The 25,351-nt window shown below is 62.9% G+C and carries 25 protein-coding genes, 2 tRNA genes and 1 pseudogene; 14 read left to right on the forward strand and 14 right to left on the reverse strand.

Annotated elements, in window-relative coordinates:
* Positions 1-97: 97 nt before the first annotated feature.
* On the reverse strand, positions 98-1,435 hold the full coding sequence (glmM, locus tag BUA05_RS10340; RefSeq protein ID WP_072674829.1) for a phosphoglucosamine mutase: 1,338 nt from the start codon (positions 1,433-1,435) through the stop codon (positions 98-100).
* A gap of 98 nt (positions 1,436-1,533) precedes the next feature.
* On the opposite strand from glmM, the gene BUA05_RS10345 reads away from it, so the two are divergent.
* Both BUA05_RS10345 and BUA05_RS10350 read left to right on the forward strand, forming a co-directional pair.
* Positions 1,534-2,817 (forward strand): dicarboxylate/amino acid:cation symporter, encoded by a 1,284-nt coding sequence (locus tag BUA05_RS10345; protein ID WP_072674831.1) that lies wholly within the window; start codon positions 1,534-1,536, stop codon positions 2,815-2,817.
* 74 nt (positions 2,818-2,891) lie between these two features.
* Complete coding sequence (locus tag BUA05_RS10350) at positions 2,892-3,500, forward strand: superoxide dismutase (RefSeq protein WP_072674833.1); 609 nt, start codon at positions 2,892-2,894, stop codon at positions 3,498-3,500.
* Positions 3,501-3,581: 81 nt separating this feature from the next.
* Here BUA05_RS10350 and BUA05_RS10355 read toward each other — a convergent pair whose 3' ends face one another.
* Both BUA05_RS10355 and BUA05_RS10360 read right to left on the reverse strand, forming a co-directional pair.
* The gene (locus BUA05_RS10355) at positions 3,582-4,211 is read right to left on the reverse strand and encodes a sigma-70 family RNA polymerase sigma factor (RefSeq protein WP_072674835.1); all 630 of its coding nucleotides are present in this window, start codon (positions 4,209-4,211) and stop codon (positions 3,582-3,584) included.
* Positions 4,208-4,432: a NepR family anti-sigma factor gene (locus BUA05_RS10360; protein ID WP_072674836.1), complete on the reverse strand. Its 225-nt coding sequence runs from the start codon at positions 4,430-4,432 to the stop codon at positions 4,208-4,210. Before BUA05_RS10360 ends, BUA05_RS10355 begins: the two co-directional genes overlap by 4 nt.
* Positions 4,433-4,588: 156 nt before the next feature.
* On the opposite strand from BUA05_RS10360, the gene BUA05_RS10365 reads away from it, so the two are divergent.
* A complete protein-coding gene (locus BUA05_RS10365; RefSeq protein WP_084662593.1) occupies positions 4,589-6,316 on the forward strand; it encodes a CHASE domain-containing protein in 1,728 nt (575 codons plus the stop codon).
* A 53-nt stretch (positions 6,317-6,369) separates the two neighbouring features.
* Here BUA05_RS10365 and BUA05_RS10370 read toward each other — a convergent pair whose 3' ends face one another.
* Both BUA05_RS10370 and BUA05_RS10375 read right to left on the reverse strand, forming a co-directional pair.
* Positions 6,370-7,164 (reverse strand): response regulator, encoded by a 795-nt coding sequence (locus tag BUA05_RS10370; RefSeq protein ID WP_072674838.1) that lies wholly within the window; start codon positions 7,162-7,164, stop codon positions 6,370-6,372.
* 310 nt (positions 7,165-7,474) lie between these two features.
* The gene (locus tag BUA05_RS10375; RefSeq protein ID WP_245790168.1) at positions 7,475-8,650 is read right to left on the reverse strand and encodes an N-acetyltransferase; all 1,176 of its coding nucleotides are present in this window, start codon (positions 8,648-8,650) and stop codon (positions 7,475-7,477) included.
* 144 nt (positions 8,651-8,794) lie between these two features.
* Between BUA05_RS10375 and BUA05_RS10380 the strand changes: the two genes are divergently transcribed.
* A complete protein-coding gene (locus tag BUA05_RS10380) occupies positions 8,795-9,883 on the forward strand; it encodes a fatty acid desaturase family protein (RefSeq protein ID WP_072674840.1) in 1,089 nt (362 codons plus the stop codon).
* Positions 9,884-9,968: 85 nt separating this feature from the next.
* Here BUA05_RS10380 and BUA05_RS10385 read toward each other — a convergent pair whose 3' ends face one another.
* The 7 genes from BUA05_RS10385 to BUA05_RS10415 form a co-directional block, all read right to left on the reverse strand.
* Positions 9,969-10,487, reverse strand: coding sequence for a GNAT family N-acetyltransferase (locus BUA05_RS10385; RefSeq protein ID WP_072674842.1), 519 nt, complete (start codon positions 10,485-10,487; stop codon positions 9,969-9,971).
* Positions 10,484-11,593, reverse strand: a complete 1,110-nt coding sequence (gene lptG / locus BUA05_RS10390; RefSeq protein ID WP_072674844.1) for an LPS export ABC transporter permease LptG — start codon at positions 11,591-11,593, stop codon at positions 10,484-10,486. The genes BUA05_RS10385 and lptG overlap by 4 nt, the downstream gene beginning before the upstream one ends.
* Before the next feature lie 6 nt (positions 11,594-11,599).
* Positions 11,600-12,850 carry an LptF/LptG family permease gene (locus tag BUA05_RS10395; RefSeq protein WP_072674845.1) on the reverse strand — a complete coding sequence of 417 codons (1,251 nt, stop codon included), beginning with the start codon at positions 12,848-12,850 and terminating at the stop codon, positions 11,600-11,602.
* Between the two features lie 101 nt (positions 12,851-12,951).
* Entirely contained in the window at positions 12,952-13,461 is a 510-nt protein-coding gene (locus tag BUA05_RS10400; RefSeq protein WP_072674847.1) for a DUF427 domain-containing protein, read from the reverse strand.
* A gap of 10 nt (positions 13,462-13,471) precedes the next feature.
* The gene (clpS, locus tag BUA05_RS10405; protein ID WP_245790169.1) at positions 13,472-13,882 is read right to left on the reverse strand and encodes an ATP-dependent Clp protease adapter ClpS; all 411 of its coding nucleotides are present in this window, start codon (positions 13,880-13,882) and stop codon (positions 13,472-13,474) included.
* Positions 13,883-14,060: 178 nt separating this feature from the next.
* The gene (locus BUA05_RS10410; protein ID WP_072674849.1) at positions 14,061-14,906 is read right to left on the reverse strand and encodes a phasin family protein; all 846 of its coding nucleotides are present in this window, start codon (positions 14,904-14,906) and stop codon (positions 14,061-14,063) included.
* A 127-nt stretch (positions 14,907-15,033) separates the two neighbouring features.
* Positions 15,034-16,974: a PHA/PHB synthase family protein gene (locus tag BUA05_RS10415; protein ID WP_072674851.1), complete on the reverse strand. Its 1,941-nt coding sequence runs from the start codon at positions 16,972-16,974 to the stop codon at positions 15,034-15,036.
* 175 nt (positions 16,975-17,149) lie between these two features.
* On the opposite strand from BUA05_RS10415, the gene BUA05_RS10420 reads away from it, so the two are divergent.
* The 7 genes from BUA05_RS10420 to BUA05_RS10450 all read left to right on the forward strand — a co-directional run bounded on the left by BUA05_RS10420 (position 17,150) and on the right by BUA05_RS10450 (position 21,747).
* On the forward strand, positions 17,150-18,349 hold the full coding sequence (locus BUA05_RS10420) for an LL-diaminopimelate aminotransferase (protein WP_072674852.1): 1,200 nt from the start codon (positions 17,150-17,152) through the stop codon (positions 18,347-18,349).
* A 147-nt stretch (positions 18,350-18,496) separates the two neighbouring features.
* The gene (locus tag BUA05_RS10425; protein ID WP_245790170.1) at positions 18,497-19,081 is read left to right on the forward strand and encodes a hypothetical protein; all 585 of its coding nucleotides are present in this window, start codon (positions 18,497-18,499) and stop codon (positions 19,079-19,081) included.
* 25 nt (positions 19,082-19,106) lie between these two features.
* The gene (locus BUA05_RS10430; protein WP_072674856.1) at positions 19,107-19,451 is read left to right on the forward strand and encodes a hypothetical protein; all 345 of its coding nucleotides are present in this window, start codon (positions 19,107-19,109) and stop codon (positions 19,449-19,451) included.
* A gap of 14 nt (positions 19,452-19,465) precedes the next feature.
* On the forward strand, positions 19,466-19,963 hold the full coding sequence (locus BUA05_RS10435) for a hypothetical protein (RefSeq protein ID WP_072674858.1): 498 nt from the start codon (positions 19,466-19,468) through the stop codon (positions 19,961-19,963).
* A 65-nt stretch (positions 19,964-20,028) separates the two neighbouring features.
* The gene (locus tag BUA05_RS10440; RefSeq protein ID WP_072674860.1) at positions 20,029-20,451 is read left to right on the forward strand and encodes a JAB domain-containing protein; all 423 of its coding nucleotides are present in this window, start codon (positions 20,029-20,031) and stop codon (positions 20,449-20,451) included.
* The gene (locus tag BUA05_RS10445) at positions 20,448-20,843 is read left to right on the forward strand and encodes a helix-turn-helix domain-containing protein (RefSeq protein WP_072674862.1); all 396 of its coding nucleotides are present in this window, start codon (positions 20,448-20,450) and stop codon (positions 20,841-20,843) included. The genes BUA05_RS10440 and BUA05_RS10445 overlap by 4 nt, the downstream gene beginning before the upstream one ends.
* 85 nt (positions 20,844-20,928) lie before the next feature.
* Positions 20,929-21,747, forward strand: a complete 819-nt coding sequence (locus BUA05_RS10450; protein WP_072674865.1) for a crotonase/enoyl-CoA hydratase family protein — start codon at positions 20,929-20,931, stop codon at positions 21,745-21,747.
* Between the two features lie 38 nt (positions 21,748-21,785).
* On the opposite strand, the gene BUA05_RS10455 is transcribed toward BUA05_RS10450, so the two are convergent.
* Positions 21,786-22,565 carry an acyl-CoA thioesterase gene (locus BUA05_RS10455; protein ID WP_072674922.1) on the reverse strand — a complete coding sequence of 260 codons (780 nt, stop codon included), beginning with the start codon at positions 22,563-22,565 and terminating at the stop codon, positions 21,786-21,788.
* A gap of 137 nt (positions 22,566-22,702) precedes the next feature.
* Between BUA05_RS10455 and BUA05_RS10460 the strand changes: the two genes are divergently transcribed.
* The 3 genes from BUA05_RS10460 to BUA05_RS10470 all read left to right on the forward strand — a co-directional run bounded on the left by BUA05_RS10460 (position 22,703) and on the right by BUA05_RS10470 (position 24,782).
* A tRNA-Cys gene (locus BUA05_RS10460) sits at positions 22,703-22,776 on the forward strand.
* A 533-nt stretch (positions 22,777-23,309) separates the two neighbouring features.
* Positions 23,310-24,647 carry a phage integrase SAM-like domain-containing protein gene (locus BUA05_RS10465; protein WP_072674866.1) on the forward strand — a complete coding sequence of 446 codons (1,338 nt, stop codon included), beginning with the start codon at positions 23,310-23,312 and terminating at the stop codon, positions 24,645-24,647.
* Between the two features lie 59 nt (positions 24,648-24,706).
* Positions 24,707-24,782: transfer RNA gene (locus BUA05_RS10470), tRNA-Thr, on the forward strand.
* 256 nt (positions 24,783-25,038) lie between these two features.
* Here the strand turns inward: BUA05_RS10470 and BUA05_RS10475 are convergent.
* Positions 25,039-25,351 (reverse strand): annotated as a pseudogene (locus BUA05_RS10475) (transposase); the annotation flags it as partial.

Here is a 25,351-nt window from a genome sequence, read left to right on the forward strand (position 1 = left end):
TCGCAGCACGCCAGCCAATGTCCGGTATCGGGATCTGCACCAACATGCTGGCCCGCGTGCCGACTCGGCGCGACCGGGGCGGCTGGACAGGGTGCAATCAAACCGCTGCCCTTACCGCCTCACAGATGGCGTCCACCACCTGTTCGACCTGCGCCTGATCGTCGCCCTCGGCCATCACCCGGATCACCGGCTCGGTGCCGGATGGACGGATGACCAGCCGGCCCTTGCCCGCAAGTTCGGCCTCGGCTGCCGCGATCACCGCCTGCACTGCCGCATTCTCAAGCGGCTGGCCGCCTTCGTAGCGCACGTTCTTCAAAAGCTGCGGCACCGGCTCGAACACGTGCAGCAATTCGCTCGCCGGAAGGCCTGACCGGACAAGGCTTGCCAGCACTCTGAGCGCCGCGACCGTGCCATCGCCGGTGGTGGCGTGATCAAGCAGGATCATGTGGCCCGATTGTTCGCCGCCGACATTGAACCCGCCCGCCTTCATCGCTTCGAGCACATAGCGGTCGCCCACCTTGGCTCGTTCGAGCGTCAGGCCTCGCGTTGCCAGATAGCGTTCGAGCCCGAGATTACTCATCACTGTCGCCACGATCCCGCCGCCGCTCAAGGCGCCTTTCTCATGCATCCGCCCGGCGATCAGCGCCATGATCTGGTCGCCATCGACTGCGCGGCCTTTCTCGTCCACCACGATCAGCCGGTCGGCATCGCCATCCAGCGCAATGCCGATATCCGCGCCTTCCTCGACCACTCTGGCCTGCAATGCGGCAATCGCGGTTGATCCCACGCCGTCATTGATGTTGATGCCATTGGGTGTGACGCCCAGGGCGACCACATCCGCGCCCAGCTCCCAGATTGCCGAAGGGGCCACCTGATAGGCCGCGCCATTGGCGCAATCGACCACCACCTTGAGGCCATCGAACCGCACTTCGGCACTCACCGATTGCTTGATTGCATGGATATAGCGCCCGCGTGCATCCTCGATCCGGCGGGCGCGGCCGATGCGTTCGGCGGGGGCGAGTTCGACCTCGGTTTCCATCAATCGCTCGATCTCGGCCTCGGCTGCATCGCCGAGCTTGAAGCCGTCGGGGCCGAACAGCTTGATGCCATTATCAGCGAACAGATTGTGGCTGGCAGAGATCATCACGCCCAGATCGGCGCGCATTTCGCGGGTGAGCAGAGCAATGGCGGGCGTGGGCAACGGGCCGGTCATGATCACGTCCATGCCCACACTGGTAAACCCGGCCACCAGCGCGCTTTCCATCATGTAACCCGACAGACGCGTGTCCTTGCCGATAACCACGCGGTGCCGATGTCCGCCGCGCACGAAATAGGTGCCAGCCGCCTGCCCCACCCGCATTGCGGTGGCCGCAGTCATCACTCCGGCATTGGTGCGGCCCCTGATCCCGTCGGTTCCGAACAGCTTGCGTGCCATGAATTCCCCTGTCCCGTTCCTATGGCGAGATTGTCTCGCGCTTCTGGCGCGGTTATCGCGCAAAGGGAAGGGCGTAGCGCCCACGGAAGGACAGGATTTTGCTGCAAGACGACACCTCGCCCGGCGGGGAGCGCAAGTTTGCGCTGGTAACGATCCGCCTGCCGGTGGCGCTGACCTTTGCCGCGCTGGTCGGCGGGTTGGTGCTGGGCATGGCAGCGGCGAACCTGGGCCTGCCGCCATGGATCGAACAGGTCGCCCGGCTGGTCGGAACCCTGTGGCTGCGTGCGCTTCAGATGACGATCATCCCACTGGTCGCCGCACTGCTGGTGCTGGGGCTGGCGCAGATGGTCGCCGCCGCGCGCGCCGGACGGGTGGCGCGGGTGTTCCTTGCGCTGGTGGCCGCGGTGCTGGTGGCAAGCGGCAGCTTTGCCACCATCGCCATGCCGCTGCTGCTTGATGTGTTTCCGATTCCCGCCAGCGCCAGCGCGTTTCTGGCCGAGGTGCCCGAACAGACAGGCGAGGTGCCGGGCATCCTCGATTTCCTTGGCGGGATGATCGCACCCAACATCATCGCCGCTGCCGCCGAAACCGCGATGCTGCCGCTGACGATTTTCTTCGCGCTGTTCGCGATCGCCATCACTCGGTTGCCGGGCGATCAGGGCGAACGGCTGCTGGCGTTCTTCCATGCGCTTGCCAACGCCATGCTGGTGATCATCGGCTGGGTGCTGCGCGCCGCGCCGGTCGGCGTGCTGGGTCTTGCCTTCGGGGTGGGTCTGAAAAGCGGGGGCGGGGCGTTTGCGGCGCTCGGGCATTATATCCTCAGCGTTTCGGCGATCGGCAGTTTCGTGCTGTTGCTGGCCTATGCACTGGCCGGGTTGCTGGGCGGGATCGCGCCGTGGCGCTTTGCTGCCGCCGTACTGCCGGCACAGGCGGTGGCGCTGTCCACCCAAAGCTCGCTCGCCAGCCTGCCCGCGATGCTCGACAGTGCCAACCGGCTGGGTCTGCGCACCAGCACGGCAGAATTCGTCCTGCCGCTGGCGGTGGCAATCTTCCGCGCCACCAGCCCGGCAATGAACCTTGCCGTAGCGCTCTATGTCGCCGCACTGGCAGGCGTCGAGATCACCCCTGCGGTCGCCATCATCGGCATTCTCGTGGCGCTGGTGATCAGCGTGGGATCGGTCAGCCTGCCCGGCTCGATCAGCTTTGTCATATCGATCGGGCCGATTGCCTTGGCGATGGGAATCCCGATCGAGCCGCTGGCACTGCTGGTCGCGGTCGAGATGCTGCCCGACCTGATGCGCACGCTGGCCAACGTCACCATGAACGTTGCTGTCACATGCGCGGTTGACCGTTCATCGCGCCGCGTTAGTGGCACGTCGTGACACTGCAACCCTTCGCCCGCACAAGCGTTGTTGTTAAGGAAATACCCATTCACCCCAAGCCTACGGAGGACACGATGGCTTTTGCACTTTCCCCGCTCCCCTACCCTGCCGACGCGCTCGATCCGGCCATTTCGGCCGAGACGCTGTCGTTCCATCACGGCAAGCATCACCAGACCTATGTCGACAAGATGAACGCCGCGATCGAAGGCACCGCCCACGCGGATGCTTCGCTCGAAGCGATCATCGCTGCATCGCGCGGCAGCAACCAGGGCCTGTTCAACAATTCGGCGCAAACCTGGAACCACGCCTTTTACTGGCATTCGATGGCACCGAGCGCGACCGCGCCTTCGGCTGACCTTGCGGGCAAGATCGACGAAGCCTTCGGTTCGCTCGATGCGCTGAAGCAGCAATTGAAGGATCGCGGCGTCGGCCATTTCGCCAGCGGATGGGTGTGGCTGGCCGAAAAGGACGGCAAGCTTTCGATCGAGGAAACCCACGATGCCGATACGCTGGCCGACAGCGGTTTCAACCCGCTGCTGGTGCTCGACGTGTGGGAACACGCCTACTACCTCGATCACCAGAACAAGCGCCCGGCCTATCTTGATGCCGTGGTCGAAGGGAAGCTGAACCTCGCCTTTGCGTCCGAGAATCTCGCACGCGGCACGGTATGGGCCTACGCCTGAGGCTTTCGGCTGCGATCCGGTTTCCCGGAGGCCCGCCAGCAGCGATGCGGCGGGCCTTTCGCGTTTCAGGCCTTCAGGCCTTCAGGAACGCATGCTCGAAAGATTGCCCGCGGCGACCTCGTCCAGCTCCTCCAGGATCGCCCGATGTGCGGCGTCATCATTGGTCGAGCGGCGCGGGATGTCGCCATTGGCGAGCATTTCGGTGAGCGCGGCCCGCGCACGGCCGACGCGGCTCTTGATGGTGCCGATCGCGCAGCCGCAGATTTCGGCCGCTTCCTCGTAGGAAAACCCGCCCGCACCCACCAGCAGCAACGCTTCGCGCCGTTCGGGCTGGAGCGTCAGCAGCGCGCGGTGCAGATCGGACAGATGGATCGGCTCTTCCTGCCCGGCCGGTGCGGTCAGGATGCGTTCGGCCACGCCTTCATCATATTCGCCGCGAAAGCGGTTGCGGCGCATGTCGGTAAGATAGGCGTTGCGCAGGATCACGAAAGTCCAGGCGCGCATCGATGTGCCAGGTTCAAACCGGTCCTGCGCCGCCCACGCCTTGAGCAGGGTTTCCTGCACCAGATCATCGGCCATGTCCGGTCGTCCGCACAGACCGCGGGCAAAGGCGCGCAGATGCGGCACCACCCCCGTCAAATCGCGCTTGAAATCGGCTTTCTCCGCAGGCGTGCGGGTGCTGCTGCTGCTGTCAGGGTCGCTATCGCTCACGGGCGCCCGCCCCGGCCATCCGGGGATTGCGCGGGGTCGCTGGCCTGCACGGGGCCACGCTTGGGATCGACCTCATCAAGCCGGGCGAGCAGATCTTTGAAGCTATCAGGCAGTTCTTCCTCGACCACCGAATCATAAAGCTGCTTCAGACCATCGGCCCATTCCGGCGCGCGGCGCGGCGCTCCGGGATCGCTGGTGGGCTGTTTTCGGTCTGCTACCATGATGCTTGTCGTTATCCCTGATCCCGTCCGGCCCTGAGCCCGTGCCGGTACCCCGGGCACGGCCTTGCGCCGGGGCCATAACATAGGCTGCGGCCAAGGCCTCCACGCAAACGTGCTTGGACTGTTGGGGAACGATGCGGCATATGTTTGGTTCCGATGACGGCATTATCGCCGCCACCCTTTCAGGCAGGACCGCAAGCCATCGACACCGCAGAGCTTAACTTTGCCCGCCCCACCCCCGCTCCGGCGGGCGGGCGAGCGCGGCGCTGGCTGGTGCTGTATCCGCGCGCGATCCCGCTGGCGATCTTCCTCGCCATTGCCGCGATCACTGCGCTCAGCGTGTTCGCGATCGAAAGCAATGCGCGCGCGCGCGAACGGGCCGTCATGCGCGAATATGCGCAAAGTATCGCAGCCGCACTCGATCGCAGCAGCACGAGTTTTTCCTCATATCTGCGCGCCGGGGCGGCATTGTTTGCAAGCAGCGCGGATGTGCGGCCCGAAACCTTCGACAATTTCGTCAGGGCGCTGCGGCTGGACATGGATTATCCGGGGGCCGAGGGAATTGGCTGGCTGCCGGTGATCGAAACCCCCGATCTCCCCGGCTTCATGGCACAGGCGCGCGCGCGCCAGCCGGATTTCCCCGAGATCTACCCCAAGCCGGTCGCCACCACCGGACGGATCGCCCCGGTCACGATGTTCGCGCCGGCAAGCGCGCGCAACCGCCGTGCGCTGGGCTACGACATGTATTCCGACCCTGCCCGCGCCGCCGCCATGGCCGAGGCTGAACTCGCCCGCCGTCCCACTGCTTCGGGACGGATCGTGCTGGAGCAGGAACAATCGGGCAATCTTCCGGCATTTGCGATCTACACGCCGGTGTTCCGCACCTTCGGCGCCGACGACCGGCGCCTGATCGGTTTCGTCTACACGCCCTTTCGCGCGGGCGAATTTCTCGATTCGGCGATTGACCGCAAGACACCCGAAGATTTCGGTGTGCGCCTGTATGACGGAGAGGCCAGCACCGGCCATTTGCTGGTGGCCCATTCGATCAGCGATGCCGCAAGCGAGCGGGTCGAGGAACAGGTTACTATCGCCAATCGCAGGCTGTTGCTGGTGGTCGAATCCGCCAACCAGCACATGCTGGCCCCCCTGTCGATGGTGACGCTGGTGTTCGGGCTGGCGCTGGCGAGCCTGTTGATGCTGCTGGCACGCCTGCTGACCCAGCAGGCCTATGAGGACCAGTCGCGGCTGGCCTTTTTCGAAGAGCAGCATTCGATCCGCAATTCGCTGACGCGCGAACTCAATCACCGGGTCAAGAACACGCTTGCCAATGTGTTGTCGATCCTGTCGCTGACCCGGCGCCGCACCAGCGATCTCGATGAATTCGCCGACAGTCTCGAAGGCCGCATCCGTGCGCTGTCGGCGACCCATGATCTGCTGACCGTGACAGACTGGGGCACCACCCCGATCCGCGCAGTGATCGAGGCCGAATTGCAGCATTTCCGGCTTGCGCTCGACGATGCCATCCTGCTCGATGGCCCACCGCTGGAACTGGCGCCCAATGATGCGCTGTCGTTTGGCCTTGCGATCCACGAACTGGCAACCAACGCCGCCAAATATGGCGCCCTGAGCGTGGCGGGCGGGGAGGTGACGATCCGCTGGCAGATGGCGGGAGATCATCTTGCCGAGGTCGAATGGCGCGAATCCGGTGGACCACCGGTCGCGACAGAGCGTCACCGCGGGTTCGGGACCGAGCTGATCGAGAAGATCGTCGCGCATGAACTGCGCCAGCCGGTCGCGCTCGATTTCCGGCCCGAAGGCGTGGTCTGCAAGATGCTGGTGCCAATCCGCCGCCCGGCCGATTTCCGCATCAGGGAAGGGGTCTGAACCCTCGACCGGCTTCAGCTTCGCGCCGTGATTCCCATGCGCGCGAAATCGCCTTAGCCCAGCGGCCTGCTTGACTGGAAGAACAGCGCCTGGCTGATCGCGGCGCGCACGCTTGCTTCCTGAAACGGCTTGGTGACCAGATAGGTCGGCTCGGGCCGGTCGCCGGTCAGCAGACGTTCGGGATAGGCGGTGATGAAGATCACCGGCACGCTGCCCAGCGCAAGAATATCATCCACCGCATCAAGCCCCGATGAACCATCGGCGAGCTGGATGTCGGCCAGCACCAGCCCCGGCATCTGCGCCTCCACCACTTCGCGCGCCTGATTGCGGGTGGCAGCGGTGCCGCAGATGGTGTGGCCAAGCCCGCCGACGACATCTTCCAGCTGCATCGCGATCAGCGGTTCATCCTCGATGATCAGCACCGAGGTTTTCTGCTCGCGCTCGATCTCGGCGACCGCTTCGTTGACCAGCGCCTCGACCTCGGCAAGGTCGCGATCAAGGATGGCGGCGGCTTCAGCCATGGTGAAATCTTCCAGTGTGGTCAGCAGCAAGGCCTGTCGGCCCGGCGGAGTGATCGTGCCAAGCCGGTCTTGTGCTCCCGCCTCGTGTTCGTTGGCGCTGCCGCCCGCGGCCACGCTTTCCGGCTGCGCGCTTGCCCAGATCTTGCTGAAGACGCGGTAGAGCGGCACCCGCCCGCCTTCGAGCGAGGCCCCCAGCGCCGGATCGGCCAACACCGCCTCGAGCATGGCCCGCACCAAGGCATCGCCCGCGTTCTGCGATCCGGTCAACGCCCTGGCATAGCGCCTGAGATAGGGCAGATGGGCGGCGATCTGGTTGGCAAGGGACATTGGTTGGGCTCCGCTTTGTGGAGGACGCATAAGGGGTTCGCGCGGGTTAAGCGATTCGCGATGGTAACGGTTCCGCCCGCACCCGTCGCCTGCCTGTGGCAGCTGGTCGCTGGAGAATGGGCGATGATCGGCGCGGCATTCGCGGGGGCGGCCTGAAAAAATAATTTGCGCCCCGGGAACCGGATTTCAAGAGGTGCATTTTCCCTTAGTCACCGCCGATACCCCCCTCCCGTCCAAGCGGCTGGTGATACGATCCCGAAAGGCCTCCACTCTCCTGAGTGGAGGCCTTTTTTTTCTCAGGGGCCGGGGATCAGGCGAGCGCCCTTTCGTAGATCGCATATTCACGATTGATGCTGCTCTGGATCGTGTCGGCGATCGCGAGCATCCCCTGATTATCTTCGAGCACCCATCCAAGTTCGCCGCGGGTGGACTGAAACTTCCCCTTGGCGTGCTGCCGGATTTCCTCGATCATCATGAAGGCGAGCTGGCTCGCAAGCCGGCTGTTATGCAGTTCCTTCAGCACGCCCATCAGCGGCACCCGCATTCCGGCGCCCTTCGGGTGTCTGAGCCAGCGCAGCATGGTGATCCAGCCGAAGGGAAACAGCTTGCCCCTGATCCGGGCCAGCGCATCATTCACGTCGGGGAAGGTGAGCATGAAGGCCACCGGACGGCCATCGACCTCGGCGATCATGTTGAGTTCTTCGTGGATGATCGGACGCAGTTTCTTGCCCGCATAAGCCACTTCCTCCGGGGTGAAGGGGACGAAACCCCAGTTGTCCGACCAGGCATCATTCAGGATCGCCAGAATGATCGCGACCTCATCATCCCAGCGGCTCTTGTCGACCCGGCGGATGGTGATGCGCGCATTCTTGTGACCCGATTGCACGATGCGCTGGATCAGCGGCGCAAATGGGCGGGTGATATCCAGATCATAGGTGTAGAGCGTCTTGGCACGAGCATATCCGGCGGCCTCGATCCAGCCGGCATAATGCGCCGGATGGTGGCCCATCATGATCATCGGCGGATGGTCCTGTCCGCGCACCAGCAGTCCGGGTTCCTCCCAGATCGACAGCGAGATCGGGCCAAGCACACGGGTCATGCCTTCGCCTGCCAGCCATGCTTCGGCGCTGGCGAGCAATGCGGTCGCGACGCCCGCATCCTCGGCATCGAAATAGCCGAAGAACCCGGTGCCGGGCCCAAAGCCCTGATCAGCGGGCATGGCGAGCGCGAGTTCATCAATATGCGCAGAAATCCGCCCGACTGGCTGGCCGCGCCGATGGGCGATGAACAATTGTACCCGCCCATGGCCGAAGAACGGGTTCTTGTCAGGATCGATCAGTTCGAGCTGCTCTGAGCGGATCTGCGGCACCCAGTTTTCCAGCCGTGCGGAAAAGGCGCGGCCCAGATCGACGAACGCGGCCCGCCCGCGCTTGTCGGTGACCGGCTCGATGCTTATGTCAGCCACTGTGGTGATTGCATCTGACACGCAGATATCCCCGTATTTGCTTTAGCTCAAAGCGTCTGTGTCGCGCTCGCGCAATTGACGCAAGGCTATCGATCACACTCACCGACAGGACAAGTTTGGCTTGCCCCCCGATTTCGAGTAGGGCGGCCACAGGAATTGCCAGAAATGACCATGCACCAGACCCTTGAACCTGCCCGTCCCGATGCGCTTGTGCGGGCGACCCGCGTCCAGTTCATGGCCGAGGACGACAAGGCAATGCTGCGCGCCGCGCGCGATCTGACCAAGGGTCTGGGCGAAGCAAAGCCGGGTTTCTACTGGCCCGACATGCTGATGTCTGCGGGCCTGGGCTATGCCGGGATCGCGGTGACGATCCTGTCCGGGAATCTCGCGGTGCAGATCGCCGCCGGGCTGGTCGCCGCGCTGGCGCTGTATCGCGCGCTGATGTTCATTCATGAGCTTACGCATATCCACCGCGACGCGCTGCCCGGTTTTCGCACCGGCTGGAACCTGCTCGTCGGCATCCCGCTGCTCACCCCGAGCTTCATGTATGAAGGCGTTCACACCATCCACCACAAGCGCACGCAATATGGCACGCTGGAAGATCCCGAATACCTGCCGCTGGCGCTGATGAAACCGTGGAGCCTGCCGCTGTTTGTTCTGATCGCACTGCTGGCCCCGGTCGCGCTGATCGTGCGGGCGGCGGTGCTCGTACCGCTGGGGGCGCTGATCCCGGCGCTGCGCAAGTTCACGTGGGAACGGTTTTCGGCGCTCTCGATCAACCCCGAATTCCGCCGTCGCCCGCCCGAAGGTGATTTCATCGGGCGCGTGCGCTGGCAGGAGGCCGGGGTGTTCGTGTGGTCGTGGGCACTGATCGGCAGCATCTTCGTGATCGGCTGGCAGCCGCTTGCGATTGCGCTTGCCGTGCTGTCCTTGACCGCCGTGCTCAACCAGCTGCGGACGCTTGTGGCGCACCTGTGGGAGAACGAGGGCGAGCCGATGACAGTGACCGCGCAGTTCCTTGATTCGGTCAACGTGCCGCCGCCGGGCCTTGCGGCAGAGATCTGGGCGCCGGTCGGCCTGCGTTATCACGCGCTGCACCATCTGATGCCCTCGATGCCCTATCACGACCTGCCCGAAGCCCACCGGAGGCTGGCGCGTGAGCTTGGGACGGGTTCGACCTATGACGGCGCGAACCATCCGGGCATGCTGGTGCTGGTGGGCCGGATTGCCAGGAGCACGATGGGGCGGCGCTGATTTTCGATCGCGCTGACGCGTGATCCGGACGTCCCGCCCCGCCTCCTCACCCGGCCACCGACAGGTGACCCGCAAGTCATCAGCTTCAATCCAGAAAACAGATCATCGCGCAGCGGCGATCCACCGGAAGACCATCCTCCGCCTCGTTGGTCAGTTCTGCGGCAAGCCGCGGGTGCGCGTCGAGCGCGGTGACCTCTTCAAACCCGAGCCGGGCGTAGAACGGGCCGTTCCACGCCACATCGCGAAAGGTGGTGAGGGTGATCGCGCGAAAGCCGCTGTTTCTGGCATCGATCTGCGCTGCGCGCACCAAGCCCGCCCCGATCCCGCGTCGCTGGAAGGCGGGCGCCACGTCCATCTCCCAGATATGCAGTTCGCGCCGGAAGGGTTCGGCCACCAGAAACCCCGCCATCGCCTCGCCAACATGGGAGACGAGACAGTGGCCCTTGCGGATCAGCCGGGCGAAGTCTGCTTCGGTGCGGGTGCGGGTGACATCAAGTCCCGCCAGAGCCGGATCAGCTGCAAAGGCGCTGGCTGCGGCACGCTCGATCGCGGGCATCGCCGCGGCATCGGCAGGCCGCGCCAGACGGAGCGACCAGCTGCTCATTCTTCCGTCCGGATCAGCACTGTCTCGCCCAGCAACAGGAACAGGAAGAACGGCGCCCATGCCGCAAGGAACGGCGGATAGCCGCCGAAGCTGCCCATCGCCAGCGCGGCATTATCGACCACGAAATAGGCAAAGCCCAGCGCCATGCCGATGATCGCGCGCACGAACAGCTGGCCCGAACGCGCAAGGCCGAAGGCGGCGACCGAACCCAGCAAGGGCATCAGCAGCGCCGACAGCGGCCCTGACAGCCGGTGCCACCACTTGGCACGCATTTCCTCGGTGCGGCGGCCCGCCACCTCGAACGCGTCGATCGTCTCCGCCAGTTCCCAGAAGCTCAGCGCATCCGGATCGATCGATTGCAGGTCGATCCGTGCGGGGCTGAGCGTTTCTCCCACCACCATCACTGGCAGATCTGTGGTGGTGGCCGAAGCAACATCGAAGCGTACCGGGTTTTCCAGCCGCCAGCCGGGTGCGGCAAAGGTGGCGCGCTCGGCTCGCACCTGTTCGCGGATAATCCCGCCCGGAGCCCGGTCGTACCAGCTGACATTCGTCAGCACGATATCCTTGCCTTGGCCGGTCAGCGTTCCGGCCGAGAGGATATTGCGCCCGTCGGTGAGATAGACATTGAAACGCACGCCCCCCGCCTCGCCGACCAGATCCGGGATCGGGCCATACTCCGCCGCTTCCCACGCCTTGAGCGTCGCATTGGCGCGGGTGACGATCCGTTCGTTGAATGCAAAGCTGACCAGTGCCACCAGACCAGCGGTCAGCAGCAGCGGGGCAAGCACCTGATGCGCCGAAAGCCCTGCCGCCTTCATCGCCACGACCTCGCTGTTCTGGTTGAGGGTGACAAGCGTGATCAGGGTCGCCAGCAGCACCGAATAGGGCAGGAAACGCGATGCCAGCTGGGGCGTTCGCAAGCTGGCATATTCGAGAATTTCGGCCTGACCGTTGCCGGGAGCGGCAAGAATATCGCCCGTCGCAGCCAGCAGGTCGAGCGCCAGCAGCACCAGCACCAGCATGATCAACACCGCAAGGATGCGCGCCACGAACATTTTCGCAAGGTACAGCGTCAGCGTGCGCGACGGGAAGAAATCGAGCTGCATCGCCGCTTACTCCGCCGCCGCAAGATCGGGCGGGGCAGGATGGCCGCGCGGGCGCCGGCGCCTGAACAGTTTGGCCACCCGTTTCGACAGCTTGGCAAAGGCGGTCTCCAGCGCACCGATCGCCTGCCCGCCCGGCACATAGGCGACCCGGTAATACATCCAAATGATCAGCGCGGCGAAGATCACAAATGGCACCCACAGCGCGAGGATCGGATCAAGCCGGCCCAGCGCGGCAACATCCTCCCCGTACTGGTTGATCTTGTGATAGGCGACCACCATCACGATCGACACGAACACGCCCAGTGCGCTGGTCGATCGCTTGGGCGGGATCGCCAGTGCCACCGCAAGCAGCGGCATCAGCAACATCATCACGATTTCGACCAGCCGGAAATTGAAGCTGGCAACGCTCGCATCGCGTTCGCGCGGGGCGCTCTTGCCGCTCCAGCCGATGCTGAGCAGTTCGGGCAGGATATATTCGCGGGTGGCATCGCCGCGGGCGCGGAATTGTTCGATTGCAGGCAGATCGATCGGCAGATCATGGCGGCTGAAGCTGAGCACGCGCGGGGTGTTGCCGCCCCCCTCCTTCGTGCCAGTATCCTGGATTATCGTGCCTTCGGTCAGGCGCAGGATGATCGTGTCGGGATTGTCGCGCGTGGCAAGGAATGCCCCCTCGCGCGCGCTAATGGACAGCACCTGACCCTTGGGGTTGGCGACCCGCGCGAAGATGCCGATCAGCCGGCGGCCCTCATCCTCGCTCTCCTCGATCCGCAAGGCCATGCGATCAGCAAGGGTGGTGAACTCCCCGACCTTGATCGACGCGCCGAGTGCGCCGGAACGCAGTTCATATTCCATCTGCTCGTAATAATAGCGGCTGACAGGCTGGATATAGAACACCAGCGCGACATTGACCGCCACCAGCACCAGCGCGATTCCATAGGGGACGCGCAGCAGCCGGTTATAGGAAAGACCGACCGCGCGCATGGTATCGAGTTCGCTCGACGTGGCGAGCTTGCGGAAGGCGAGCAGCACGCCAAGCAGCAGGCCGAGCGGGATCGCGAGGCTGGCATATTCCGGGATCAGCGCGCCCAGCATCTTGAACACCACCGCGACCGGCCCGCCTTCGACCGCGACAAAATCGAACAGCCGCAGCATCTTGTCGAGCATCAGCAACGAAGCCGCGAGCGCGAACACCCCCAGCATCGGCACGAATACCAGCCTGAAGATGTAGCGATCGATGCTGGGTAGAAAATTGAGCACCTGATATTCCGCCTGATCCGCGTCCCGCAGGTGCCCTAGCGCCCAAAGCCGCCTGCGTCATGCCCCAATTGGATGATGCCGCGTCGACCGCGGGCGGGCGTTCACCAGAAGCGGCTGCCGGGTATGCCCTTGAACGGCCCGGCTTCGTGCTGGCTGATCCAGCCGCCATAAAACCCGCCCGGCTGCGGCGTGACCTGCTTGCCGTCGACCTCGGCCTGATCGAACGGGGCGGCATAGAAGGCGATGTGGCCCGCGATTCCGGCAAAGGCCGGGGTGGGTGCGGGATAGCACCAGCCTGCCGCCGCGATCCGTTCATCGCCGATGATCACGTCCCAATAGGCCGCCTGCCCTTTCCATTCGCACAGAGACCGGGCCGGATTGGGCCGCAGATATTCCATCGCGATGTCGGTTTGGGGAAGATAGTAGGTCGGCGGGTGGCTCGTTTCGAGCGTGCGCCACGCAGTGTGGCTGTCAGCCAGCATCACACCCTTGTGAATGATGCGGATATGGCGCGCGGTCGGCGCAGCAATGGCCGGGCGCGGGTAGTCCCACACGCTTTCCTGACCCTCACGCACGGGATCGGGCCGGGGATGATGCGGCTGGCGGGTCACGCCGGGATGATCACGCCTTTTCCAGCGTGCATTGCAGCGGGTGCTGGTTCTGCTGGGCGAAATCCATCACCTGATTGACCTTGGTCTCGGCCACTTCATAGGTGAAGATGCCGCACACGCCCACGCCGCGCTGGTGGACGTGGAGCATTACTCTGGTCGCCTGCTCCAGATCCATTCCGAAAAACCGCTTCAGGACCAGCACCACGAATTCCATCGGGGTGTAGTCATCATTGAGCATTAGAACCTTGTACTGGCTTGGTTTTTTGGGCTTTGCCTGAGTCTTGGTGGCGATGCCGACCTGCCCGCCGCCCGATCCGCCTTCGTCCTGGCCGCCGTCCTCGTCACTTGCGCGCACGGCTTCGGCGAGCGGCAGTGGCAGCTCGGCAGTGGCGGCGATGGCAGGAACGGTATGGTTTGGCATGAGCCCCCATTATGGGATTCTCAGGCCGGTGTGCAAGCGCTTGGTTTGCAGCGCGCATCCTGCGGGGCAAAGAAAAGGCCCGAGCAGACCTTGGTCTGCTCGGGCCGGCGCCTTTCGGCGCGCTTTCGTGAACCGGGTTTGGGAGAGAGAGGAGAGGCCCGGTTCAGAAACTTTTCGCTTACGCGGCCTTCGAGATCTTCTCGGCGGCGACGCTGACGCGGTTCGAAATCGGGGCGAAAGCATCATTATAGAGCTTCACCCAGGCTTCGGTGCGCTTGGAACCGAACGAGACCACAGCATCGAAGTTGCGACGGGCGATTTCGCCCTGCAGCTGCATCAGTTCGGTCGGCGACTTGATCGCGGCGACCTTCTTGGCGTCTTCCGTCACGGTCTCGATCACGGACTTGCCGGTTTCAAGATCGCTGCGCACGATGTCCTGCGCGCCGGCGAAGAAGATCTTGCCGCTTTCGACGACAGCTTCGACGTTGGCCTTGCTGAATTCACCGGCTTCGCCAGCCAGTTCGGCGGTCTTGGCATAGGCGGTGGTGGCAGCGGTCTTGGTGCGGGTCTGGACGTCTGCCAGCATTTCCTTGGCGGTGGCGGTGATGTCGGTGTTCTTGGCGGTGGCCATAATGGTATCCTTGAGCTTGATGACGGGATTGATGGCAGGAGCGGCGGGGGCCTTGGCGGCCTTCTTCACCGGTGCCGGCTTCTTGGGCGCGGCGGTCTTCTTGACGGCGACCGTCTTTGCCGGAGTCTTTTTGACAGCGGGCTTCTTCACCGCGACCTTCCTGGTTGCGGGCTTCTTCGCTGCGGGTTTGGCAACCGGCTTCTTGGGCGCGGCAGCCTTGCTTGCGGGCGTGGTTGCCGAAAGAGCCTTGGGCGCAGCCTTTTCGGCCTTGGGCGCATCGGCGAGCTTGGCGGATGCTTCGGCATAAGCCTTTTCGGCAGCCGCATCGATCTTTGCGACGACCGGCTTCGGGGCGTTCTTGGCTTCGACAGCAGTGTTTTCAACTTCGGACATGACGACCTCGCTTCATGTTGCACTGCACAAAATAAGGCGTGCGGCTGCGAAGTCAACCCTTTTTGTGCAGCGCACAATAAAAGTTCAAACCATTGAAGATAGGCTTTTTTGCATGCGCCCTATGCGCTCAGCGTGTCTTCACATAGCGTCCCGGTGCATCCTCGATCACCGTATCACCCTCGCCGCCCGGCGCCCGCTTGCCATTGGCGGGTACGCGCGCATCGGATTGTTTGTGCAGCCATTCCAGCCAGTGCGGCCACCAGCTCCCCGGATGCTCCTCGGCGCTCTCGACAAAGGCCTTCAGCGAAGGCGCGCTGCTGTCGCCCAGCCAGTACTGGTACTTGTTTGCAGCCGGTGGATTGACCACGCCGGCGATATGGCCCGATCCGGCGAGCAGGAATTCCATCGGCCCCTTGAAGTGCCTGGTGATGCGCCACACGCTTTCGGCTGGGGCAATGTGATCTTCGCGCCCGGCCTGCACGAAGGCGGGCGTGGTCACGCGGGTCAGATCGATCGGTGTGCCGTCGGCCTCCAGTGCATCGGGCACCACCAGCTTGTTGTCACGATAGAGATCGCGCAGGTACGCGCCGTGCCATTTCGACGGCAGGTTGGTGACGTCGCCGTTCCAGTGGAGCAGATCGAAGGCGGGGTAATCCTCGCCCAGCAGGTAATTGTTGACGACATAGTTCCAGATCAGGTCCTTGCCGCGCAGCGCGTTGAAGGTCGCCGCGAGATAGCGCCCATCAAGATAGCCATCGCTCGACAATTTCCCGATCATCTCAAGGTGGCCGTCATCGATGAAATGCTTGAGATCGCCGCCCTTCTCGAAATCGACCTGCGCGGTGAAGAAGGTCGCCGACTTGACCTTGTCGGCCTCACCCCGTCGCGCCAGCAGCGCCAGCGCTGCGGCCAGCGTGGTGCCCGCCACGCAATAGCCGATGGTGTGGACATGGGGCACATCGAGCCGGGCGCGGACATGATCGACCGCCTCGATTTCGGCGCGAATATAATCGTCCCACACCACCTCGGCCATGCTTTCGTCGGCCGATTTCCAGCTCACCACGAACACGCTCAGGCCCTGATCCACGGCCCATTTGATAAAGCTTTTCTTCGGGGTCAGGTCGAGGATGTAGAACCGGTTGATCCACGGCGGAAAAATCACCAGCGGCACTTCCAGCACCGTCTCGGTCGAGGGGCTGTACTGGATCAACTGATAGAGCGGTGTTTCATGCACCACCTTGCCGGGCGTCGCGGCAAGGTTCTCACCCAGCCGGAAGGCATCCGGGTCGGTATGGGTCAGCTGGCCGCGCTTGAGGTCGTTGATGAGGTGCTGCATCCCGCGCACCAGATTGCTGCCGCGCGTTTCCAGGGTGCGCTTCATCACCACCGGATTGGTGAGCAGGAAATTATCCGGGCTCATTGCTTCAGCCAGCGCGCTGACCGCGAATTCGAGCTGCTGGCGCTTGACCGGATCAAGCCCGTCCATTTCCTTGACGCTGGTGCGAAAATAGTCGGCCAGCATCAGATAGGTCTGGTGCAGCAGCAGGAAAGCAGGGTGTTCACGCCAGGCAGGATCGGCAAAGCGGCGGTCGCTTTGCGGCAGCGCGGCAGGATCGGGTGCCGCGGCTGCGCCGCCGGTGGCCGCGCCCGACAGGAACTGCTGCGCGACGCCCTGCCACAGTTTCAGCGAATCCTGCGCGAGCTTTGCCTGTGTGGCCAGCAGGTCCTTGGGCATCTGGCCGAGCATGCTTTGCGAGATGACCAGCCACTGCGCCGGATCAAGCGGACTGGTGCCTTTGGTCGCCTTTTCGGCAGCCTTGCCCGCCTGATGTGCGGCGAAATCGAGCCACAACTGCTGAAGCTGTGCGCTGGCGCTCGCCCATTCACCCAGTTCACCGGCGTCAAATCCCTGCGGCATCAGTGTCTTCATGGTTTCGGGCGTGATCGCTCCCGCAATCGGTCCGCCCAGCGCGCCGGAGAACATCTCGCGCATCGCCGCGCCCTGCATGTCGAAGAATTCCCGGATGCTGTCTGCGGTTGCAGCCGTCATGTCCCTGTCGTCAGCCATCGCCAAACCTGTCCTGTATCGCACGCGCTTCCGGCTCTATCATGGCCGTTTCCGGCCATCGGTGCCAGCCGCAATCTCGCGAAAACGCCTTCCCTCCGCGACCGCTCTTGGCCTAGGGTGCCAAATATCGCGGCGGCATGACCGGACCGCGCGCGAAAGAGAAAGACGACAAGCGATGAATGACCAGTTCTACCGCATGAAGCGGATGCCCCCGTATGTGATCGCAGAGGTCAATGCGATGCGGCATGCTGCGCGGCTGGCAGGACAGGACATCATCGACCTCGGCATGGGCAACCCGGACCAGCCCCCGCCCAGCCACGTCATCGACAAGCTGTGCGAAGTTGCGTCCAAACCCGATGCGCACGGCTATTCGCAGTCCAAGGGCATTCCCGGCCTGCGCCGCGCACAGGCAGGCTATTACGAGCGCCGCTTCGGGGTCGAACTCGATCCTGAAAGCGAGGTGGTGGTGACGATGGGATCGAAGGAGGGCCTCTCCAGCCTTGCCACCGCGATCATCGCGCCGGGCGACGTCGTGCTGGCGCCCAACCCGTCCTATCCGATCCACACCTTTGGATTCATCATTGCCGGCGCGACAATCCGTTCGGTCCCGACGACGCCGGACGAGCAATATTGGCTGTCGCTCGAACGGGCGATGAATTTCACTGTGCCGCGCCCTAGCGTGCTGGTCGTGAGTTACCCCTCCAACCCGACTGCGGAGGTGGTGGATCTCGCCTTCTACGAAAGGCTGGTGGCATGGGCGCGCGAGAATCAGGTCTGGGTGGTCAGCGACCTTGCCTATTCCGAACTCTATTTCGACGGCAAGCCGACGCCCTCGATCATGCAGGTCGAAGGCGCGAAGGATGTCGCGATCGAATTCACCAGCATGAGCAAGACCTATTCGATGGCCGGCTGGCGGATGGGCTTTGCGGTGGGCAACCGTCAGTTGATCGCTGCGCTCACCCGGGTGAAATCCTATCTAGATTACGGGGCCTTCACCCCGGTGCAGGCCGCCGCCTGCGCGGCGCTCAACGGCCCGCAGGATATCGTCGAAGCGAACCGCCAGCTTTATCACAAGCGCCGGGACGTGATGGTCGAGGCCTTTGGCCGTGCCGGGTGGGACATCCCGCCGCCGCCCGCCTCGATGTTCGCATGGGCACCGCTGCCCCCGGCGCTCAGGGAGATGGGCAGCCTCGAATTTTCCAAGCAATTGCTGACCCAGGCGCAGGTCGCGGTCGCCCCGGGCGTGGGCTACGGCGAAAATGGCGAAGGCTATGTCCGGATCGCGATGGTCGAGAACGAGCAGCGGTTGCGGCAGGCTGCGCGCAACGTCAAACGCTATCTGCAGTCCCTTGGTATCAACAGCTCCGCAGCGTAAGTTGCGGGTTACTCCAAACCCGGTGCATTCGCGGCCCGTTTGCGTTAGGGGGGAGATAGGACGTCGGTTAACGAAGGGTCATAGCTGAAGGAGATGCACATGTCGTCCGGAGCCGCACGGCGGCTGACTGACAGGCAGCAAGCCGTGATGGAACGCATTGATCGCCGTGTCCCGATCAAGGTCATTGCGCAGGAACTCAGCGTATCCGAAACCCGGATCAACCAGCACATCCGCGCGCTCAAGGATATCTTCGAGGCTGGCAGCCTCGGAGAACTGGTCAAGAACTACCGGGCGAGCCGCGCCCATGCGAGAACGGTGGGGGACAATGCCGCCGATCTGCCGTCGGCAGATGCAGCGGTGCACGGCCCTGACGATCAAACTCAGGACACCCGGTTCGAGCCCTTCAGTGAACCTGCATACAAAAAAAAGCAGATTATCGGTTCCGGCGTTTTTGAAGAAGGGTTGGTCCGGGACGACCCCGGCCGACTGGTGATGAGCGATGCGATGCCGCTGATCCAGCAGGCGCCTTGGCTGCGGCCGGGCGAACCGCGGGTGGTCCCCGGAGTGCTCGACGGCGAGCATGCCGTTTTGTTGAGGCTGGGAGCCATCATTGGGATCGCTTCGGGGATCCTTGCAGCGGTCGTTCTGACGATCACCGCTGCGGTGGCGCTGAGCAATGCGACAAGCGGCAGGGCGACCTACTCCGAGGAGCCATTGCACGCTACCGGGTGAGCACCGGCGGCGCAGGAGTAAAATTATGAGCGATCGTGTCCTCTCTGATGCCCATAACCTCAAGAAGCTGATCCGCGAAGCTGAAGCGCTGGCCGACGAATCGATCATCGCCATGGCACGGCTGAAGCAGGCGATGCTGGCCGCCCGCCAGAATCCCGCAATCGAAGTCCACACCGGCCAGCGTGCACTGATGCGCCTGACCGAGGCCGAAAGCCAGGCCATGTCGATGTCAACCAATCTCCTGCGGGTGCATGATGAACTCAGCAAGGTGGCGCGCATCCATGCTTCGGGCGATCCCGGGGTTCCGACCGAATTCCCGGACGCAGCGATCGCAGCAAAGCCTGTCGTTCAGGAACGCCTGAGCGCCTGAGCCTGCCAGATCCGATGCTGGAACTGATCAACATCTATCGCGCGGATTTGCAGCATATCGCCAGTGTCCTTCTGGCACTGGCGATATGGCGCTGGGGCGGCGGCCCCGAGCGTTGGCTGATCGGTATCTTCATCGGCACGATGGTGTTGCCCATCTACGCTTCCGGACTGCTCGGTCTTGGCGGGCCAATTGAAGGTGCGCTTGCCTGGCTGTTCCTTGTGCTGGATCTGCTCGCGGCGGCAGGTTTCGTCATTGTCGCGATCAATGCAAACCGCATTTATCCGCTGTGGATCGCCGGTTTCCAGCTGGTCGCAATCTGCGCTCACATGATCAAGGGGATGGTCGATGGGGTTTCGCCGCTGGCGATTGCCATCCTCGTGATCGGCCCGTCCTATTTCCAGCTGCTGCTGATCTTCGCCGGCTTCCTTCGTCACCGGCGGCGCGAGCAGCGCTTCGGGCCTTACCGGGACTGGCGTATTGCCAGGCCTGACGCGCCCGCTTTTCCAAACTGAATCCTTGACCACAGGCCGGATGTGCTGGCCGTGGCCGCCAGAATTGTCCGTGGTGGAGCATTCTTATGGCAATCGCCGCCTTGCATCAGCGCCCGGTCGCATGCGTCAACCCCGAGACCCGGCTGGGCGCAATGATCGACTATCTGCGCGCGGTGGTGCTTGCACCGGATGAGGGCTGCGAGCGCTGTCATGCGATTTTCGTCGATACGCAGCGCTGTTATCTCGGTGATGCGGCTTGCGGCATGGGCAACCGGGGGGGGCTTTCCCTGCGCATGCGGGCGATCTTTGCGGACGCCTTGCGGCTCGATGCCCATGGCTTGATCCTCGCGCATAACCACCCATCGGGCCATTGTCGTCCCAGCGGGTGCGATATCGGCGCCACGCGGCGTCTTGCGGACATGGCGAGGGCGCTCGACATCGAACTCGTGGATCACCTGATCATTACCCATGAAGCAGTCTATTCCATGCGCGCGGGAGGATTGCTGTGATATCGACACCCGTTTCCGGCCTGTTTCCCGACAGCGACAGCCTGATCCCGCGTTTCCGCGAGGCGGGGGACGTGACGCTGGACCTGTTTCACCGCGACGGCCGGGTCGAGGATTGCTGGCTGGGCCTTGATCCGCACGAATTCGAGCTGTTCTGGCGGCTTGCCGCGCACCCCGGAAAGCGCCTTACGCACCGCCAGTTGCTGCTGGACGGGTGGTCCATTGCCCTCGAACCGCAGACCAACAGTGTCGCGGTCCGCATTGTCAGACTGCAGGCCAAACTCGAACGCGTCGGTCTTCACCGGATGATCGCCAGCCATCCCGAAGGCGGCTATGTGCTCCATGCACCCCCAGGCCCGGGCAGTTTCCGGCTGGCCCGGCCGATCGAGGCATGATCGCGTCCCGCCTCTGGACTTGATGGCAGCGTTCGGCCAGTCTGGGGTCAGAAAATGCCGTCTTGCAAGGGAACCGAACAGCGCCATGTCAACCGCCGCCATCATGACCACCAACGACCGGGTTGCTATCGAGCTGGGAGACGACGGAGTCGCCGAAGTGCGCTTCACCCGCGCCGACAAGATGAACGCGCTCGACCCGGAAATGTTCACGTCCATCATCGACGCCGGCAGCACGTTGCAACGGATGAAAGGCCTGCGCGCAGTCGTGCTTTCGGGCGAAGGGCGGGCCTTCTGCGCCGGGCTCGACACCGCCAGTTTCACCCGCCAGCCGGCCCCGGACGAACCACCCTTGACCGAGCGGACCTATGGCAATGCCAACAAGTTCCAGCAGGTTTCGATGCAGTGGCGCAAGCTGCCAGTGCCGGTCATTGCCGCAGTGCACGGCGTGTGCTTTGGCGGCGGTCTTGCGATCGCCAGCGGCGCGGATATCCGCATCGTCCATCCTGCCACGCGGATGTCGATCATGGAGCTCAAATGGGGGCTGGTGCCTGACATGGGCGGTTATGCCCTGTGGCGCGGGCTGGTGCGTGACGATGTCCTGCGCGAGCTGATCTACACCAATCGCGAATTTTCCGGTGCCGAGGCGCAGGGGCTGGGTCTTGCCACCCATGTCGACGAAAATCCGCTCGAACGCGCTCGCGCAATCGCGCGCGAGATCGCCGGCCGCAATCCGCAGGCGATCCGTGCCGCAAAGCGGTTGCAGGCCGGCATGATCGAGCGCGAGACCGATGCAATCCTGCTGGAAGAAAGCATCGAACAGCACGCGATCATGCGCAGCCCCAACCAGGTCGAGGCGGTGATGGCCGCGATGCAGGCGCGCAAACCGAACTTTCAGGACTTCTAGGGCCGAACTGCCGGGTTCGCCCTGTGCGTGAGCGAAGTCTAGCCGAATACCGCCACGCACTGGATCCCATCGAGCACCTGCCGGCCATCCACGTCCCACATCCGCAGGCGTTCGGAGGAATATCCCAGATCCGCGTGCTGGCTGGCGTTCTCGGCGAGGTACCAGCCATCGCGCGACTGCGTTTCGGGATCGAGCACGTTGAACGACCAGTTGATCGAACTGATCGGGCCTTGGCGCTGCATCGCCCGCATGGCGCCCGGAGGCATCACGTCGCCCATCAGCACCAGTTTGGATACTGGATCGAGAGTGTGGCATTCGGTTAGCCGCGCCCAGCGGCGCACTGTTGCAGCGTGATCGGCATCCTTGGACTGGCCACGGCGCAGTTCAAGATTGTTCTGCACAAAGCTCGGCGCGAAACTATGCGTCACCGCCTCATTGTCCTCGGGCGGACCCGGCCAGTTTTCCGGTATAGCGGCCGGGTGGAACGCATTGGCCTCGCGCCCGGCTGCAAACAGCCAGAAAGCGGACAGCGCAACCTTGCCTTCGCACAGGATCTCGCTTCTTATCTGGGTGACGTTGCGGCCCTGCCGGATGATCTGTGCGGTAAGCGAAATCTCCTCGCCGACCGGCGCGACGAAGGCCACCTGCCCTGCTCGCAGCGGTGGCAGGCCGGGAAAGGCGCGGGTCGCCATGGTGTAGGCCACCAGCGCCGAAGCGCCGCCGTACAGCGTGCGCCCCTGCATCCAGTTGCCCGCATGGGCAAGGCGAAGCGAACCGGGTTGGCCGGTGACGGGTTCGAGCAGGCTGGCAATAGTCATCACCCTGCTCTGCCGCGTGATCACGCCGCGGTCCAGAGTGACGTTGCGTCAACCTGTCCGACAAACATCAATTGCCAAGCTGCCCCCGAATCGCTAGTGCGCCCCCTCTGTCCGGAGCCTGGTGCTGCGGATGGCTCGGCCCGATGGCGGAGTGGTTACGCAGAGGACTGCAAATCCTTGCACGCCGGTTCGATTCCGGCTCGGGCCTCCACCTTTTCCCAGATATTGCTGCATGTCGGCCCGCACCTGCGGGCCGGCGGCGAACAGATTATCCGACAACCGCCGCGCGCAGCCCCGGCCCGCCTTGCTCGTTGCCGTGCAGAAGAGGGCGCCGATGGCGGAGCCGGGCCTTAACGAAGATCCATGAAACACCTCGCCGGGATGGCCGGAAAAGCCGATGCGCGAGCAAAGCGTTCCGCGCCTTGCCGCCGTCGTCACGGCGGCCTCGTGCAAAAGTATATTGCGCCGCGGGACAAGTGCTGCAAACGCGCCAGACAACGTATCAAGAACTGCCTTCGATTCCATCCCGATTTCGGCGGTAACGCTTGCAAACCGATAGCTTTTGCGATTGCGCCCCTTCGCCACAAGGCTTAGGCGGCACAAGTCGGAATGCCGCTTTAGCTCTGCTGGCAGAGCACGTCATTCGTAATGTGTTTCCGCGAGCCCATTTTATCAAAATATGTCAATAACTTCAGCTATTTATATGAGATTGCTGTTGTATAGATTTTACTATACAACAATCCTGTGACGCAGAGCCCGCCGAAATCGCAGATAAGTCGTGTTGAACCGACCCAGCGTGACCGCACGCTGCCCATCCCAAACACGCTGCACAAAGTTTCAGGCTACGGCACACTGACCATCTACAAGATGGCTGCGTCACCTTTTTGGTATGCCCGCTACTACGAGGACGGGAAGATCGTTCGCCGCAGCTTGAGGGTTGCGGACAAGAAAGAAGCGATCAAGGCGGCAAAGAAGGTCTTTGTCGACCTCAAGCATCGCAAGATGAACAAGCTGCCGTTCACCAAGGCAAGCGGCTTTGAGGTTTGTGCGCGTGGGTTGCTCAAGGAGAATGAGGCCCGTGCTGCGCGTGGTGAGCTCTCAAAGCAGAAAATTCAATATGATACGGCAAGACTGGAATCCGATCTGCTGCCGCATTTTGGCAAGTATGAGGTCGCGGACATCGATTACGGGGTGATCAGCGACTACATCAACAAGCTGAGCACGCCGTCGCGGCCATTGACGATAAACTCACTCAAGATTCATCTCTCGCACATTAAGACGATCTTGAAGTATGCGCAGCGCGTGGGCGTGATCACGGCTTTGCCTGCGTTCCCCAAGCTCAAGACCGTCGACACTGCGCGCCCGTGGTTCAACTCTCAGGAATACAGCGCGCTCCATGCGAAGTGCCGCTCACTGATCGGTAAAAAGATCAGGGTCGACACCAAGGCTGGGAAGCTCTTGCGCTATGTGCAGATATCGGAAGAGGTCTACGACTTGATCATCTTCATGGCGAACTCGTTCATTCGTCCAACTGATATCAAGGTGTTGCAGCACAAACATGTGGCCATCATTCGCGGGAAGGACACCTATCTTCGCCTGACCCACCCGCCAACGAAAAGGCATGGCAGCCCCGTCGTCACGATGGAGCGGGCTGTCACGGTATATGACGGCATACTGGCGCGGCAACGCGAGCAGGGATTTGGGAAGCCAGATGATTATCTTTTCTGCCCGCACCAACTGAACCGCGACTATGCGCTGCGAGATATCACGCGCCAGTTCGATCAAGTGCTGAAGGTTGCAGGCTTGAAGGAAACGGCGAACGGAGAGGCGCGGACGCTCTACAGCCTGCGTCACACCTGCATCATGTTCCGATTGATCAACGGTGACGGCATTGATCCGCTCACGCTGGCTCGTAGTGCGCGGACATCGGTCGAAATGATCGACCGTTTCTATGCCAAGCATCTCACTCCCGAGATGAACATTGCTCAACTCCAGAGCAGCCGTTCGAACAGCGATTCCCTTGATCCGCAGCCTGCCAAACCAGCAAAAGCGAAGGGCGCTGCAAAGCCTCGCAAAAAGTGACTGGCTGCTGATTGTGAGGGCTAGAAAAGCTAGGGCGATCAAGCTAAAGGGCGCGCATTGCCGCTTTAGCTCAGTTGGTAGAGCATCGCATTCGTAATGCGGGGGCCACAGGTTCGAGTCCTGTAAGCGGCACCACTTTTCTCCATAAATTCAAATTCTTTTGCGGCGAACTCGGACATGTTCCGCGCCATCATTGTTGTATAGTATGCTGATCATTTGATCGGTTTCTGACACAAAAAAGCCCCGCACAAAGGCGGGGCTCGTGATGCGTGTTGCTTATCGTGTCGGGTAACCCGACAGCAGAGCTATGCAGCAGTCTGATCAGGTGTGTTCGAGTTTGCAGCAATCTGCGTCAGTCCCGCCGCGATCCGCTTCGATGCGAGAACATGAGCCGCGTTTGCGGATGCATCGGGGCGCCGCGCACGTGGCTCATCTTGTTGGCCTCGATGTATTCCGCCAGTTCCCCGGCGATATAGCTGGGACCGTTATCGCTGAGCAGCCGTGGTTTGTGCAGCACCGTGGCACTATCGCAGCCCGAGGCTTTGAGGGCGAGGTCCAGCGTGTCGGTGACGTCCTCGGCGCGCATGTTGGTGCACAGCTTCCAGGCGATGATATAGCGCGAGAAGTCGTCGAGCACCGTCGACAGATACATCCAGCCCCACCCGATAATCTTGAAGTAGGTAAAATCGGTCTGCCACATCTCG

This window comes from Erythrobacter sanguineus (genome assembly GCF_900143235.1).
GTDB lineage: Bacteria > Pseudomonadota > Alphaproteobacteria > Sphingomonadales > Sphingomonadaceae > Erythrobacter > Erythrobacter sanguineus.

What these genes read in the sequence shown, in the direction of transcription:
- glmM (WP_072674829.1), bottom strand. Translation starts at nt 1,435, where the DNA reads ATGGCACGCAAGCTGTTCGGAACCGACGGGATCAGGGGCCGCACCAAT.
- BUA05_RS10350 (WP_072674833.1), top strand. Translation starts at nt 2,892, where the DNA reads ATGGCTTTTGCACTTTCCCCGCTCCCCTACCCTGCCGACGCGCTCGAT.
- BUA05_RS10360 (WP_072674836.1), bottom strand. Translation starts at nt 4,432, where the DNA reads ATGGTAGCAGACCGAAAACAGCCCACCAGCGATCCCGGAGCGCCGCGC.
- BUA05_RS10365 (WP_084662593.1), top strand. Translation starts at nt 4,589, where the DNA reads ATGACGGCATTATCGCCGCCACCCTTTCAGGCAGGACCGCAAGCCATC.
- BUA05_RS10370 (WP_072674838.1), bottom strand. Translation starts at nt 7,164, where the DNA reads ATGTCCCTTGCCAACCAGATCGCCGCCCATCTGCCCTATCTCAGGCGC.
- BUA05_RS10380 (WP_072674840.1), top strand. Translation starts at nt 8,795, where the DNA reads ATGACCATGCACCAGACCCTTGAACCTGCCCGTCCCGATGCGCTTGTG.
- BUA05_RS10385 (WP_072674842.1), bottom strand. Translation starts at nt 10,487, where the DNA reads ATGAGCAGCTGGTCGCTCCGTCTGGCGCGGCCTGCCGATGCCGCGGCG.
- lptG (WP_072674844.1), bottom strand. Translation starts at nt 11,593, where the DNA reads ATGCAGCTCGATTTCTTCCCGTCGCGCACGCTGACGCTGTACCTTGCG.
- clpS (WP_245790169.1), bottom strand. Translation starts at nt 13,882, where the DNA reads ATGCCAAACCATACCGTTCCTGCCATCGCCGCCACTGCCGAGCTGCCA.
- BUA05_RS10410 (WP_072674849.1), bottom strand. Translation starts at nt 14,906, where the DNA reads ATGTCCGAAGTTGAAAACACTGCTGTCGAAGCCAAGAACGCCCCGAAG.
- BUA05_RS10415 (WP_072674851.1), bottom strand. Translation starts at nt 16,974, where the DNA reads ATGGCTGACGACAGGGACATGACGGCTGCAACCGCAGACAGCATCCGG.
- BUA05_RS10420 (WP_072674852.1), top strand. Translation starts at nt 17,150, where the DNA reads ATGAATGACCAGTTCTACCGCATGAAGCGGATGCCCCCGTATGTGATC.
- BUA05_RS10425 (WP_245790170.1), top strand. Translation starts at nt 18,497, where the DNA reads ATGGAACGCATTGATCGCCGTGTCCCGATCAAGGTCATTGCGCAGGAA.
- BUA05_RS10430 (WP_072674856.1), top strand. Translation starts at nt 19,107, where the DNA reads ATGAGCGATCGTGTCCTCTCTGATGCCCATAACCTCAAGAAGCTGATC.
- BUA05_RS10435 (WP_072674858.1), top strand. Translation starts at nt 19,466, where the DNA reads ATGCTGGAACTGATCAACATCTATCGCGCGGATTTGCAGCATATCGCC.
- BUA05_RS10440 (WP_072674860.1), top strand. Translation starts at nt 20,029, where the DNA reads ATGGCAATCGCCGCCTTGCATCAGCGCCCGGTCGCATGCGTCAACCCC.
- BUA05_RS10450 (WP_072674865.1), top strand. Translation starts at nt 20,929, where the DNA reads ATGTCAACCGCCGCCATCATGACCACCAACGACCGGGTTGCTATCGAG.
- BUA05_RS10455 (WP_072674922.1), bottom strand. Translation starts at nt 22,565, where the DNA reads ATGACTATTGCCAGCCTGCTCGAACCCGTCACCGGCCAACCCGGTTCG.